Here is a 14217-nt window from a genome sequence, read left to right as displayed (position 1 = left end):
GGCGGGGGAAGAGCGCGCGGCGGGCGCGGCTACGCCCGCGATTCGGCGGGCTTCGGGCGCGCCCAGCGGGCGGGGGAGTTCGGGCCGTCCCAGACCTGCACGATCCCCCACACGGTCGCCGCGATCGGCACCGCGAGCACCGCGCCGACGATGCCGCCGACCACGGTGCCGATGGTCAACGCGACCAGGATGACGAACGCGTGCAGCTTCATCGAGCGGCCCATGAGGAACGGCTGCAGGAAGTTGCCCTCGAGCTGGTTCACGAGCACCACCACGCCGACCACGAACAGCGCGTTGACCCATCCGTTGGCCACGAGCGCGACGAGGGCGGCGAGGACGCCGGCGAGCGTCGCCCCCACGATCGGGATGAACGCGAGCAGGAACACCAGCACGGCCAGGGGGATGGCGAGCGGAACCTGCAGGATGAGCAGTCCGATCAGGATGCCGACGGCGTCGACGAGCGCGACGGTCGCGGTGCCGCGCACGTACGCCCCGAGGACGGTGACCGTCTTGTCGCCGATGCGGCGACCGCGCTCGTAGTGGCTGCCGCGGAAGGGGCGGAGGAGGAACTCCCACATGCGCGGGCCGTCCTTCAGGAAGAAGAAGAGGATGACCACCAGCAGCACGAAGCCGGTCACGAAGCTCGCCACCGCGCTGACGCCGGCGATCGCGCCCGAGCCGAACTGGGAGCTCGTGACGAAGTCGCCGAGCGCCGCCAACCAGTCGTCGATCTGGTCCTGCGTGGGCGCGAACGGGAGCGTGTTCACCCACGCGAGGAACTGCTGCACGCCTTCCTCGGCCTGCGCGTACAGGTCGCTCCACTGGTCGCGCACGGCCCAGACGATCAGCCATCCCACGGCGCCGAGCAGCACCACGATGATCAGCAGGGTGATGAGTGTCGCGACGAGGTCCGGCACGCCGTGTCGCCGCATCCATCGCATGGCGGGCGAGAACGCCGACGCGAAGATCAGCGCCAGCACGAGGGGGATCGTGACGACGGTGAGCGACTGGATCGCGAAGATGACGGCCGCCGCGACCGTGACCACGAGGATGATCTGCAGTGCACGGATGGCGAGCCGGCCGAACGGATCCGCCCAGAGGCTCCACGGGGCATGCTTCGCGGTCTGCTCGACGTCGCGGGTGGTCAGCTGCACTTCTTGCACGGAGTGACGGAACAATCCCATGCCACGACCGTAGCCCGAATGTCGTGCGGCGGGCGGGTGCTTGACGACCGGCTGCGGGGCATGCCGTCGGCTCGGGATGCTCCGTGCCGGTTCCGGTCCGGTCCGGCTCCGGGGCGCTCCCGCCCCGGCCCCGGGTCCCCTCGGCCCCGGGTCCCCTCGGCGCCGGGCCGCGTCCGGCCCCGGGTCGCTCCGGGTTCCGCCGCCCGGCCGATCACCTGCGCCTCGGCAGGCGCGACGCAGACGTTGAGCGAGGCGTCAGGCGAAGGCGCTCATGCCGGTGATGTCACGGCCGATCAGCAGCGCCTGCACGCTCTCGGTGCCCTCGTAGGTGTGGATCGCCTCGATGTCGGCCATGTGCTGCATGACGCGGTTCTCGAGCAGGATGCCGTTGCCGCCGAGGAGGTCGCGCGCGGTCTGCGCGACCCGGCGTGCGGCGCGGGTGTTGTGGTACTTGGCGAGCGACGCCTGCGTGGGCTGGAGGCGGCCGGCGGTCTCGAGGTCCGCCATCCGGCGGCAGTAGAGCTGCATCGTGGTCAGCTCGTCGAGCATCTGGGACAGCCGCTCCTGCACCATCTGGAACTTCGCGAGGGGCCTGCCGAACTGCACGCGCTGCTGCGCGTACGACAGCGCCGCCTCGAAGCAGGCGGTGGCGTGGCCGAGCGCCGACCACGCCACGCCCGAGCGGGTCGAGTAGAGCACGGTCGAGGCGTCCTTGAAGCTCTTCGTGCCCGGCAGCACGGCGGACGCGGGCACCCGCACGTCGTCGAGCTCGATGTGCGCCTGGTGGATCCCGCGCAGCGACGCCTTGCCGGTGATGACGGCGCCCCGGTAGCCGGGGGTGTCCTGCTCCACGAGGAAGCAGCGCACCGCGCCGTGCTCGGCGGCATCCGGGTCGTCGACGCGCGCCCACACGAACGTGATGCCGCCGGAGGCGCCGTTGCCGATCCACTTCTTCGCCCCGCGCAGCACCCAGTCGCCGCCGTCGCGGCGGGCCACCGTCTCGAGCGAGACGGAGTCGGAGCCGTGATCGGGCTCGGTCAACGCGAACGCACCCGGCACGCGGCCGCGGGCGACCGGCTCGAGCCAGCGCTCCTGCTGCTCGGGGCTGCCGAACAGGGCGAGGGTGCGCAGGGCCAGGCCCCCCTGCACCGCGACGACCGTGCCCAGCGACCCGTCGCCGCGGGAGACCTCCATGTTCACGAGTCCCGCGGCCAGCGGCGAGAACGGTGTGAGGCTCGGGTGCGCGATGCCGTCGTTGAACAGATCGAGCTCACCGAGCCGCATGGCGACCTCGATCGGGTACTCGGCCGCATCCCAGGCGGCCGCCATCCGGTCGCCGAGCTCGTCGACGTACGCCTTGGCGCGGTCCCAGATCTCGCGATCGGCCGCCGGGATGTCGGCGAACACGGCGTAGTAGTCCGTGTCGCGGCGCGCGGTCACGTCGTAGCCGGTCACGCGCTCACCGGGGAAGGCGCCGTCGATCGTGGGGATGCTCATGGTGCTCCTGGGGCCCTGGGGTCGCCCGGGCGCGGCCCGGTCCCAGGGTACTCGCGCGACATCGCGTTCCGCGAGCCATGGAACGCAGTGCCAGCTGGGTCAGAGGTCGGACTGCAGCCGGCGCGCGATCTCGGCGGGGGGCATCCGCCGGGGGAAGACGGCGACCACGACGTCGTCGGATGCGGCGTCGCGCGGTCCCTCGCCGACGCCGAAGCGCTCGAGGCTCTGATCGAGGGCGCGACGCAGCACGGTCGCCGGTACCTTCTTCGGTCCCCGCAGCAGCTGGCGCAGCACGTGGTTGTGCACGGCTGTGACGAGAGCGGCGAAGGCCACCGCATCGAGCGGATCGAGGCCGGGGAGCGCCCTGCGCAGGTACTCGTCGAACAGCCGCTCGTACCGGAACACCATGACGATCTCGCGATCGCGCAGCGCCGGCACCCCGCGCACGATCGTGTAGCGGCGACGGGCGAGCTCGGGGTCGGCGGCGAAGTGCCGGTAGACCTGCATCGACGCCTCGCACACGGCCTCCCACGGGTTGCCGTGCTCGGCGGACAGGTACGTGCGCAGCTGCCCGAGCAGCAGCTCGTGGTCGGCGAAGACGACATCGTCCTTGCCTCCGAACTGGCGGAAGAACGTCGACCGCGAGATGCCGGCGGCCTGCGCGATCTGGTCGACGGAGGTCGCCTCGAATCCCTGCAGGGCGAACAGGTCGAGGGCCGCGGCGACGACGGCGTTGCGCGCGGCGGACGGAGATGATGTCTCGCTCATGTCGACAGCAGCCTATCCCCGGCCCGAGGCCGATCGCCGCCCACGGCGCAGACACGGCCCTCGGCTGCCGACCGCGCCGGGCGCGCGCGTTCCGGCACCCGCCGAACGGACGGGGCGGGCGGCGCGGCGGTAGTAGGCTGGGGTACTGGTCGATATCTCGACGTCGAGACGTTTTTACGCGTCGTCCCACCCCCTCGTCCCAGCGAAGGACTGCACTGTGGATCTGTACGAGTACCAGGCACGTGATCTGTTCGAGAAGTACGAGGTGCCGGTTCTCGCCGGCATCATCGCCGACACCCCGGAGGAGGTGAAGGCGGTGGCCGAGAAGCTCGGCGGCGTCGTGGTCGTGAAGGCCCAGGTCAAGACCGGGGGCCGCGGCAAGGCCGGCGGCGTCAAGGTCGCCAAGAACCCCGACGAGGCGTACGAGGCGGCGACGTCCATCCTCGGACTCGACATCAAGGGCCACGTCGTCAAGCGCGTCATGGTCGCCGCGGGCGCCCGCATCGCCCGCGAGTTCTACTTCTCGGTGCTGCTGGATCGCGCCAACCGCTCCTACCTGTCGCTGGCGAGCGTCGAGGGCGGCATGGAGATCGAGCAGCTCGCGGTCGAGAAGCCCGAGGCGCTCGCGCGCATCGAGGTCGACCCGCTCGAGGGCATCACGCCCGAGAAGGCGCTCGAGATCGCGAAGGCGGCGAACTTCGAGGACGGCCTCGCCGAGAAGGCCGCCGACGTCTTCGTCAAGCTCTACGCCGTCTACACGGGAGAGGATGCCACCCTCGTCGAGGTGAACCCGCTCGTCCAGACCGAGGAGGGCGACATCATCGCCCTCGACGGCAAGGTCTCGCTCGACGAGAACGCCGGCTTCCGCCACCCCGGGCACGAGGAGCTCGAGGACAAGGACGCCGCCGACCCGCTCGAGGCCAAGGCCAAGGCGAACGACCTGAACTACGTCAAGCTCGACGGCCAGGTCGGCATCATCGGCAACGGCGCGGGTCTGGTCATGTCGACCCTCGACGTCGTCGCCTACGCGGGCGAGAACCACGGCGGCGTGAAGCCCGCCAACTTCCTCGACATCGGCGGCGGCGCGTCGGCGACGGTCATGGCGGCGGGCCTGGACGTCATCCTCGGCGACCAGCAGGTCAAGAGCGTGTTCGTCAACGTGTTCGGCGGCATCACGTCGTGCGTGGCGGTCGCGGAGGGCATCGTGAAGGCCCTCGAGATCCTCGGCGACACCGCCACCAAGCCTCTCGTGGTGCGCCTGGACGGCAACCAGGTCGAAGAGGGCCGCGCCATCCTCGCCGCGGCGAACCATCCGCTCGTGACCCTCGCCGCAGGCATGGACGAGGGCGCTGACAAGGCCGCCGAGCTGGCGAACGCCTGAGCCCGAGAGACGAAGAAGGAACGAGACATGTCGATCTATCTCAACAAGGACTCCAAGGTCATCGTCCAGGGCATCACCGGCGGCGAGGGCACCAAGCACACCGCGCTGATGCTGAAGGCGGGTACGCAGGTCGTCGGCGGCGTCAACGCACGCAAGGCCGGCACGGTCGTCTCGCACGTCGACAAGGACGGCGACGCGGTGGAGCTGCCCGTGTTCGCCTCGGTCGCCGAGGCCATCGAGAAGACGGGCGCGGATGTGTCGATCGCGTTCGTCCCGCCGGCGTTCACGAAGGACGCCCTGATCGAGGCCATCGACGCGGAGATCCCGCTCCTCGTCGTGATCACCGAGGGCGTGCCGGTCGGCGACACCGCCGAGACGTGGGCCTATGCGAAGTCGAAGGGGAACAAGACCCGCATCATCGGGCCCAACTGCCCCGGCATCATCACCCCCGGTGAGGCGCTCGCCGGCATCACGCCCGCGAACATCACCGGCAAGGGCCCGATCGGCCTCGTCTCCAAGTCGGGCACCCTGACCTATCAGATGATGTTCGAGCTGCGCGACCTCGGCTTCTCGACCGCCATCGGCATCGGCGGCGACCCGATCATCGGCACGACGCACATCGACGCGCTCGCCGCCTTCGAGGCCGACCCCGAGACGAAGGCCATCGTCATGATCGGCGAGATCGGCGGCGACGCCGAGGAGCGTGCCGCGGAGTTCATCAAGGCGAACGTGACCAAGCCGGTCGTCGGCTACGTCGCGGGCTTCACCGCGCCCGAGGGCAAGACCATGGGTCACGCCGGCGCGATCGTCTCCGGCTCCGCCGGCACGGCGCAGGCGAAGAAGGAGGCCCTCGAGGCCGCCGGCGTCAAGGTCGGCAAGACCCCGTCCGAGACCGCGGCGCTCCTGCGCGAGGTCGTCAAGGGTCTGTAACCGGCTCTGCCGGAGGGGGCGGATGCGGCAGCACGCCGCATCCGCCCCCTCCTTTGTGGCGCTTGTTTCCCGCGATGGCGGCGGCTTTGTCTGGCGCCGTCACAGGTTTGTGCAGCCATCGCGAGGAGTGCGGCCGTTGTCGCACGAGCTCCGCTCGCGGTGGCGTCGGCTTCCTGCGGTGGCACTTGTGCCCTGGGGTGGCGTCGGATTCTGGCGTCGGATTCCTGGGATGGCGCCTGTTTCGTGAGGTGGTGCTGGCTTTGTCTGGCGCCATCCCAGGGTCGTGGCGCCATCCCAGGTTCTTGACCCCATCCAGGCAGTCGGCGCCGGCGCGGGGATGAGTGCGCGGGTGCGCGCGGGTGGGTAGCCTGGGGGCATGCCGCTGACGGGGGAGTACAAGCCGAGCACGTCCGAGTGGGCTCGCGTGCAGGCCGAGACCTACGAGGCCTCCGGGGGAGCCGAGGCCAACGAACTGCGCGGGGTTCCGATCATCGTCCTGACCACGGTCGGGGCGACCTCAGGCGCCCTTCGCAAGACCGCGCTCATGCGCGTCGAGCACGACGGGCGCTACCTCGTCGTCGCCTCCAAGGGCGGCGCGCCCGAGGAGCCGGCGTGGGGCGCCAACATCCGCAGGAACGCGCACGTCGAGCTGCAGGACGGCGCCGTGAGACGCGACTACACGGCGCGACTGCTCGAGGACGGTCCGGAGCGCGACGAGTGGTGGCAGCGCGCCGCCGCCGTCTGGCCCGACTACGACGAGTACCAGAAGAAGACGGACCGCCGCATCGCGGTGTTCCTGCTCGAACCCCGCGACGACTGAGTCCGGTCGTGTCCGGCCGCGTCGCGCATCGCTGGCGGACGGGCCTCGCGATCGCCGGAACGGCGACCGCGGTGGTCGCCACGATCCTCGCCGTGCTCTGGGTCACGATCCCGCCCCGTGCACTCGCGAACCTCGATTCCGAGGTCGCGACCGCCGGCACCGTGGTCACGGTGGGAGACCTGACGGTGGCGGTCCCGGAGGGGTGGATCGTGCTGCATCCCCCGTTTCAGGACGACACGGTCCTGATCCTCTCGCCCGACACGCGTCTGGAGACCACCGTCACCGTGCGTCCGGTGACCCCGGATGCGGCGTTCGCCGAGCTCGCCGACCGCGAACCGGACCTGGGGGAGTCGATGCGCGAGCCGCTCGCCGACGGACTCGAGGCCGAGCATGCGGAGGCGGAGGGCGTACTCGTGGCCGCGGTCGGCCGTGCGGACGGCGCCCCGTCGGCGGCGGTCGTGGCCCGGGTCGACGCGGGATCCGTCGACGACTACCGGCTCGCGATCGCGCAGCTGCTGGACGGGATGCGAGTGCCGGCGTGAGGGCGCGTCCGATCGTCGCGGTTACGGCCGCGCTCGCCGCGTGCGCCGGCCTGCTCGTCGCCTGCGCCCCCGAGCCGAACCCCGGCTGGCAGCCGCCGACGTGGCCCGTCGCGCAGGTCGCCGTCATCGCCGCGCCCGAGCCCCTCGACCCGGCGGGCCTCGAGGGGCTCCACGGACAGCGCATCCGCGACGACGTCCTCGGCGTCCAGGCGCGGTGGTCGCAGCTGCCGGGCGATACGGCATCGAACGCCCGGGTCGTCGCCGTCGTGCGCGACGCGATCGCGCAGCGCGAGGCCCGGACGGGCACCGGCTACACCCCGACGGTGCACGCGCGGGGCGCCGGTCTCGCCGATCGTGCGTGCGTTCCCGGCTCCACCGCCCGGCCCGCGGCCGAGATCGTCGCCGATCCCGCCCTCGGACCCGATGGCGGCGAGGGCACCGCGGTCGTGTGCGACATCGTCACCGCGGCCGGAGCGTATCTCGGACAGCGGATGCGGACGGTCGCGGTCCAGGACGGCGTCGTGGTGTCGGACTCCACGGTCGTCCTCTACGCCGACACATCGACGGGCGCCGTCGCGACCGGGGGTGAGCTGTGGGCCGAGAACGCGCCTGCCCTGCTGTGGGAGGCGGTCGTCGACGCCGTGCGGCGCGAACACCGCTCGCTGAGCCTCGCCCCGATCGCACCGCCCGACGAGGCGTCGCTCGCCCTCATCGGGTCCGCTCTGGACCAGACGGTCGTCGCGCCCGACGGCACGGCGGTGTTCACCCTTCCCGCCGGCTTCTCGGCGCCCGAGCTCGCCGCCCTCGGGGTGGCTGCGACGAGCGGGCCCCTCACGATCGGCGTGCCCCCGGCCACCGCCGTCCCCGCCACCAGCGCCTTCGGAGAGGCGCTGGTGCAGGCCGCATCCGGTGCCGCCGGGTTCGTCCCGCCGGCACCGGTCGCGGCGGGCTTCGAGGCGGTCGACTGCTCGCTCGTGCCGTGCGTCGCCCTGACCTACGACGACGGTCCGTCCGGATACACGGCGGGGCTCCTCGACGAGGCGGCCGCCCGGCATGGCGCGCTGACGTTCTTCGTGCTCGGGCAGCTGGTCGCGGGGCGGGCGGACGTCGTCGCCCGCGCGGTCGCCGAGGGGCACCTGGTGGAGAACCACACGTGGAGCCATCCGCACCTGCCGGCGCTCACCCCGGCGCAGGTGCGCGCACAGGTCGCCGACACGACCGCGGCGGTCGCCGCGGCGAGCGGTGCGGGGCCGACCGTGTTCCGGCCGCCGTACGGCGAGTACGACGCCATGGTGCTCGCGGAGGCGGGGGTCGCCGCCATCCTCTGGGACGTCGACACCAACGACTGGCAGCAGCTCGCCGACGACGTGCTCATCGAGCGTGCGGTCGACACGCCCCGCCCGGGCTCGATCGTGCTGCAGCACGACATCCACGAGCCCACCGCTCGCACCGCGGGCGCGGTCTTCGACGGGCTGCTCGATCGCGGGTTCACGCTCGTCAACCTGCGACAGCTCTTCGGCGGCGAGCTGCCGGCCTCGGGGGTCTGGCGCAGCGCCCGCTGAGCCCGGGTGGGCGCGCCCGCCCGCCACCCCGTCGACCCGTGGGTAGGGTCGATGAGGCATGCACCGCATCCTCGTCCTCCTGCTCTCCGCGCTCGACGCCATCGTCGCCGCGGCGATCGGCATCGCCGTCGCCCTCGCACCGCTCACGGTGCTCTGGTTCGTCGCGTTCGGCGCCCCCGACCTCAGCGCGATCTGGCAGACCTCGGCGGCGATCTGGCAGCTGGGGCACGCCGTTCCGCTGCAGGTCGCGTTGCCCGAGCTCTACGTCGCCCAGGCCGGCATCGATCCCGCGCTCGCCGCCTTCGCGGTGTCGCTCCCGCCCCTCGGGTTCGCCGCGTTCTCCCTGCTGTTCGGTGCACGCTCCGGCGCCCGGGCGGCCCGCGCGGGCGCCTGGGTCACCGGCGTCGCCACGGGGGCCGTCGTCTTCGCCGCCCTCGTGGCCGCGGTCGCGCTCACCTCCCGCGCGGACCTCGTGCGCGTCGAGCTGTGGCAGGCGATCCTGTTCCCGGCGGCTTTCTACGCGGTGGGCCTTCTCGCTGGCGCGGTGCGTGTCGCCTGGTCGGACGGCGACGACGGCGCCGTCGACGCGCTCCGTGCCCGCCTCGACCGCGCGTCCGGTGCGTGGCCGGAGTTCCCCGGGCTCGCGGCCCGCGGGGCCGCTCTCGCCCTCACCGCCCTCGTGGGCGTCGGCGCGCTCGTCCTCGCGATCGCGCTCGTCGTGCGGGCGCCGCAGATCGTCGCGCTCTCGCAGTCGGCGAACCTCGATGCGCTGGGCGCCGCGGTCGTCGCGCTCGGTCAGCTGCTGTACCTGCCGACCCTCGTCGTGTGGGCGCTCGCGTTCGTCGCCGGTCCCGGCGTGCTGCTCGGCGCCGGTGCCGCCGTCGCCCCCGCCGGCACCCAGCTCGGTGTGCTGCCCGGCATCCCCGTGCTCGGGGTGCTCCCGGAGGCGACGTCGCCGTGGCTGCTGGCACTGGCGCTCCTCCCGGTCGCCGCCGGAGCCGTGGCCGGGTGGGCGGTGCGCTCGCGCCTCGCGCCCCGTGGCACCCCGGCGGATGCCGAGTCCACCGGCCTGCTGCTGGCGCTCACCGGCGCGGTCGCGCTGGGCGCGGCGCTCGGGGCTGCCCTCCTCACCCTCCTCGGCTCCGGAGCGATGGGCCCGGGGCGGCTCGCGCAGGTCGGACCGGATGCGGGCGCCGTGGCGATCGCCGTCGGGATCGAGGTGGGGCTCGGCGCGGGCATCCTGCTGCTCTCGCCGCGCCGTGGCGCGGCGAGCGGGTCGCGGCCGGATCGGTCCTCCGCATCCGCCCGGGACGAGGAGGATCGGCCCGCCGGAGGACCATCGCGGTGGGAATCGCCTCTGCTCGGCCGATCGCCCTCCGCCGAGCCCGATGCGACGGGCACCGGCCGCCCCTCGCCCGGCGCGGACGGCGCCGCGACCTCCGCCCGCGCACCGTCCGGGTCCGACGTCGCCACGGGCGCTGCCGACACCGCTGCCCCCGACACCGCTGCCCCCGGCACGGGCGGCCCGCGCCGCTAGACTGACCTCGTGCTGACCGTCGCCGTTCTGATCTCCGGAACCGGCTCGAACCTTCGAGCCCTGCTGGAGGCGGCGGCATCCTCCGCGTTCCCCGCCCGCGTGATCGTCGTCGGCGCCGACCGCGAGGCCTCGGGTCTCGGCCACGCCGAGGAGTTCGGCATCCCGAGCTTCGTCGTGCCGTGGCGAGGTGCCGACCAGCGCGAGGCCTGGGGGGAGGAGCTCGACCGTCAGCTCGAGGTCTGGGGCCCCGACCTGATCGTGCTCTCCGGTCTCATGCGGCTGCTGCCGGCCGGTGTCGTCGCCCGCTGGTCGCCCCGGCTGATCAACACGCACCCGGCCTACCTCCCCGAGTTCCCGGGCGCACACGCGGTGCGCGACGCGATCGCCGCCGGCGCAACCCGCACGGGCGCGAGCGTCATCGTCGTCGACGACGGCATCGACACGGGCCCGATCCTCGCCCAGGAGCGCGTCGAGATCGCTCCGGGCGACGACGAGTCCGCCCTGCACGAGCGCATCAAGCCCGTCGAGCGGCGTCTCCTGATCGACGTCGTCCGCCGCGTCGCCACCGGCGAGCTCAACCTCGACCTGACCGCATCCGTCTGATCCGCACCACCCCCGAACCGAGGAGTTCCATGGCCGGGCCCAGCCACGATCCGTCCCTCTACCGTCACCGCGACACCGTCCCGGTGCGACGCGCGCTCGTCTCGGTCAGCGACAAGACCGACCTGCTGCCGCTCGCCGAGAGCCTGGCCGCCGCCGGCGTCGAGATCGTCTCGACGGGCTCGACCGCATCCACCATCCGCGACGCCGGGTTCCCGGTGACGGATGTCTCGGCGGTCACGGGCTTCCCCGAGTCGCTCGACGGCCGCGTCAAGACCCTGCACCCGGGCGTGCACGCGGGCCTGCTCGCCGATCTGCGCCTGGAGAGCCACGAGCGCCAGCTCGACGAGCTCGGCATCGCCCCGTTCGAGCTCGTCGTGGTGAACCTCTACCCGTTCGTCGAGACGGTCGCCTCGGGCGCCGAGGGCGACGCGGTGGTCGAGCAGATCGACATCGGCGGCCCCGCCATGGTGCGGGCATCGGCGAAGAACTACGCGAACGTCGCGATCGTGGTCTCGCCCGAGTCGTACCCGGCGATCGTCGAGGCGATCGGCGCGGGCGGCACGACGCTCGCGCAGCGCAGGGAGCTCGCCGCACGCGCCTTCGCGCACACCGCGAGCTACGACCGCGCCGTCGCGACCTGGTTCGCCGAGGGCACGCTCGCCGAGGGCGAGGAGCTCCCCGCGCACCTGACGATCGGCGCCGAGCGTCTCGCGACGCTGCGGTACGGCGAGAACGCGCACCAGCGCGCGGCGATCTACACCCGCACCGGCGGGCACGGCATCGCGCAGGCGAACCAGCTGCAGGGCAAGGAGATGTCCTACAACAACTACGTCGACGCGGATGCGGCGCTGCGCGCGGCGTTCGACATGGTCAAGCCCGCCGTGGCGATCATCAAGCACGCGAACCCGTGCGGCATCGCGGTGACCGCGCCCAGCGCCCTCGACCCGATCGCGAGCGCCCACCTGCGCGCGCACGAGTGCGACCCGGTGTCGGCGTTCGGCGGCGTGATCGCGGCGAACCGCACCGTCACGCTGAAGATGGCGGAGAACCTCCGCGACATCTTCACCGAGGTGATCGTGGCGCCCGACTTCGAGCCGGAGGCGCTCGAGCTCTTCCGTCTGAAGAAGAACCTGCGCGTGCTGCAGCTGCCCGCCGACTGGCAGCAGGAGCGCCTGGACGTGCGGCTCGTCTCCGGCGGCCTCCTGCTGCAGGATGCGGACCGCTTCCCCGACGACATCGAGTCGGTCGCGAAGGACTGGGAGCTCGTCGCCGGCGAGCGCCCCGTGGGCGAGTCCATGACGAACCTCGTCTTCGCCTGGAAGGCGTGCCGCGCGGTGAAGTCGAATGCGATCGTGCTGGCGCAGGGGTCGGCCACGGTCGGCATCGGCATGGGCCAGGTCAATCGTGTCGACTCCTGCCGTCTCGCGGTCGAGCGCGCCGGGGATCGCGCGCGCGGCTCGGTGGCCGCATCCGACGCGTTCTTCCCGTTCTCGGACGGCCCGCAGGTGCTGGTCGACGCCGGCGTCTCGGCGATCGTGCAGCCCGGAGGATCGGTGCGCGACGAGGAGACCATCGCCCTCGCCCGCGAGCACGGCGTGACGATGTTCTTCACCGGCGAGCGCCACTTCTACCACTGATCGGCGGTCGCGGGCTCCGGGTCGTCGGTCGCGGTCGCGCGCTCCGGCTCGTGCGCCGTCGCCCGGATCGCCCGCGCCGCACGGGCCGCGAGACTGCACGGGGGCGCCGAGACAGCGGGGCAACCCCACGGTCTCGGCGCTCCGCTGCAGTCTCGCGGATCCGGACTGGGATCGGAAGGGGCGCGGGGCGGCCTGTCAGGGCGTGGGGCGGCCGTAGCCCTCGAGGAAGCGCAGCCAGACCTCGCTGACCGTGGGGTAGGCGGGCACCGCGTGCCAGAGTCGTGCGATCGGCACCTCGCCGACCACCGCGACGGTCGCGGCGTGCAGGAGCTCCGCCACATCCGGGCCGACGAACGTCACCCCGATCACGAGGCCGCGGTCCTCATCGACGATGGCGCGTGCTCGCCCGACGTAGCCGTCGCTGAGCGTCGACGCTCCCGCGACCCAGGACAGGTCGTAGTCGAGCGTGCGGATGCGGCGACCCGCCTTCTGCGCGGTCGCCTCGGTGAGACCCACCGAGGCGACCTCGGGGTCGGTGAAGGTCACCTGCGGCACGCTCTCGTGATCGGCCGTCGCGACGTGCGCGCCCCACGGCGCATCGTCGACGGCGCCGCCGGTCGCGCGGGCGGCGATCACGTCGCCCGCGGCACGCGCCTGGTACTTGCCCTGGTGGGTGAGCAGCGCCCGGTGGTTCACGTCGCCGATCGCGTACAGCCAGTCGGAGCCGCGCACCCGCAGGGTGTCGTCGACCTCCAGCCAGGTACCCGGCTCGAGGCCGACGGTGTCGAGCCCGAGATCGTCGGTGCGGGGGAGGCGGCCGGTGGCGACCAGGACCTCCTCCGCCCGCACGAGGGTGCCGTCGCCGAGCGTCAGCTCCGCCGTGCCGTCGGTGCGCCGGGCCTCGGCCACCTCGGCGCCGAGGTGCAGGGTCACGCCGCGCTCGCGCAGGGCGTCGCCGACGAGCTCGCCCGCGAACGGCTCCATCCCGCCCAGGAGCCCGCCGCGGGCGATCACCGTCACCTCGGCCCCGAGGTCGCGGTAGGCGGTGGCCATCTCGGCGGCGACGACGCCGCCGCCGATGACGGCGAGCGTGGCGGGGACGCGCTCCGCGCTCGTCGCCTCGCGGCTCGTCCACGGGGCGATCCCGGCGAGACCGGGGGTGTCGGGGAGCAGGGCGACGCTGCCGGTGCACACCGCGACCGCGTGACGGGCGACGAGCTCGGTCACCGCGCCGTCCGTCCCGGTCACGCGCACCCGCTTCTCGCCGGCGATCCGCCCCTTCCCGCGCACCAGGTCGATGCCCGCCCGGTCGAGCCACTCGACCTGCGAGGAGTCGTTCCACTCGTGGGTCAGCGCGTCGCGGCGGCGCAGGACTCCTGCCGCATCGACGTCGCCGGTCACGGCCTGTCTCGCGCCGTCGACCGCGCGCGCCTCCCGCAGCACGGCCCCCGCGCGCAGCAGGCCCTTCGAGGGCATGCACGCCCAGTACGAGCATTCGCCGCCGACGAGCTCGCTCTCGACGATCACGGCGGTCAGGCCGCGCTGCACCGCGCGGTCGGCGACGTTCTCGCCGACCGGCCCGGCGCCGATGACGATCAGGTCGTAGGCGCGGGCGGGGTGCGCGCCGGCGGTGGCGTCATCCTGCGTGCCGATCGCGTCGTCGTGAGCGGAGGTCGAGGTCCCATCGTTCATGCCGCGACGGTATCGCGCCCCGCGCGGGCCGGCGAGGGCTTGCGCACCACACGTTCCCCACCCC

At 73.0% G+C, this 14217-nt stretch carries 12 protein-coding genes; 8 read left to right on the top strand and 4 right to left on the bottom strand.

Features of this window, described 5'->3' with window-relative positions:
* Positions 1-29: 29 nt before the first annotated feature.
* The 3 genes from GVL03_RS17655 to GVL03_RS17645 all read right to left on the bottom strand — a co-directional run bounded on the left by GVL03_RS17655 (position 30) and on the right by GVL03_RS17645 (position 3449).
* A complete protein-coding gene (locus tag GVL03_RS17655) occupies positions 30-1184 on the bottom strand; it encodes an AI-2E family transporter (RefSeq protein WP_159502327.1) in 1155 nt (384 codons plus the stop codon).
* A gap of 255 nt (positions 1185-1439) precedes the next feature.
* Positions 1440-2681: an acyl-CoA dehydrogenase family protein gene (locus GVL03_RS17650; protein ID WP_159502326.1), complete on the bottom strand. Its 1242-nt coding sequence runs from the start codon at positions 2679-2681 to the stop codon at positions 1440-1442.
* 99 nt (positions 2682-2780) lie between these two features.
* Entirely contained in the window at positions 2781-3449 is a 669-nt protein-coding gene (locus tag GVL03_RS17645) for a TetR/AcrR family transcriptional regulator (RefSeq protein WP_159502325.1), read from the bottom strand.
* Positions 3450-3666: 217 nt separating this feature from the next.
* Here GVL03_RS17645 and sucC point away from each other — a divergent pair, with 217 nt between their 5' ends.
* The 8 genes from sucC (at position 3667) to purH (ending at position 12461) form a co-directional block, all read left to right on the top strand.
* Positions 3667-4830: an ADP-forming succinate--CoA ligase subunit beta gene (sucC, locus tag GVL03_RS17640; protein ID WP_159502324.1), complete on the top strand. Its 1164-nt coding sequence runs from the start codon at positions 3667-3669 to the stop codon at positions 4828-4830.
* A gap of 27 nt (positions 4831-4857) precedes the next feature.
* Positions 4858-5760 carry a succinate--CoA ligase subunit alpha gene (sucD, locus tag GVL03_RS17635; protein ID WP_159502323.1) on the top strand — a complete coding sequence of 301 codons (903 nt, stop codon included), beginning with the start codon at positions 4858-4860 and terminating at the stop codon, positions 5758-5760.
* Between the two features lie 376 nt (positions 5761-6136).
* On the top strand, positions 6137-6580 hold the full coding sequence (locus GVL03_RS17630; RefSeq protein WP_159502322.1) for a nitroreductase family deazaflavin-dependent oxidoreductase: 444 nt from the start codon (positions 6137-6139) through the stop codon (positions 6578-6580).
* Positions 6581-6588: 8 nt separating this feature from the next.
* Complete coding sequence (locus GVL03_RS17625) at positions 6589-7122, top strand: hypothetical protein (protein WP_159502321.1); 534 nt, start codon at positions 6589-6591, stop codon at positions 7120-7122.
* Entirely contained in the window at positions 7119-8684 is a 1566-nt protein-coding gene (locus GVL03_RS17620; protein ID WP_159502320.1) for a polysaccharide deacetylase family protein, read from the top strand. Before GVL03_RS17625 ends, GVL03_RS17620 begins: the two co-directional genes overlap by 4 nt.
* A 58-nt stretch (positions 8685-8742) precedes the next feature.
* Positions 8743-10221, top strand: coding sequence for a DUF6350 family protein (locus GVL03_RS17615; RefSeq protein WP_200847228.1), 1479 nt, complete (start codon positions 8743-8745; stop codon positions 10219-10221).
* 9 nt (positions 10222-10230) lie between these two features.
* The gene (gene purN / locus GVL03_RS17610) at positions 10231-10824 is read left to right on the top strand and encodes a phosphoribosylglycinamide formyltransferase (RefSeq protein ID WP_159502319.1); all 594 of its coding nucleotides are present in this window, start codon (positions 10231-10233) and stop codon (positions 10822-10824) included.
* A 29-nt stretch (positions 10825-10853) separates the two neighbouring features.
* Positions 10854-12461 (top strand): bifunctional phosphoribosylaminoimidazolecarboxamide formyltransferase/IMP cyclohydrolase, encoded by a 1608-nt coding sequence (gene purH, locus GVL03_RS17605; RefSeq protein WP_159502318.1) that lies wholly within the window; start codon positions 10854-10856, stop codon positions 12459-12461.
* Positions 12462-12656: 195 nt separating this feature from the next.
* Here purH and GVL03_RS17600 read toward each other — a convergent pair whose 3' ends face one another.
* Positions 12657-14153: an NAD(P)/FAD-dependent oxidoreductase gene (locus GVL03_RS17600; RefSeq protein ID WP_159502317.1), complete on the bottom strand. Its 1497-nt coding sequence runs from the start codon at positions 14151-14153 to the stop codon at positions 12657-12659.
* Positions 14154-14217 lie beyond the last annotated feature (64 nt).

Origin of the sequence: Microbacterium sp. 18062 (assembly GCF_902706225.1) — a bacterium.
In the GTDB taxonomy this organism is placed as follows: Bacteria; Actinomycetota; Actinomycetes; order Actinomycetales; family Microbacteriaceae; genus Microbacterium.
Note: the sequence above shows the minus strand (reverse complement) of the source record. Positions and strands in the feature narration are given on the sequence as shown.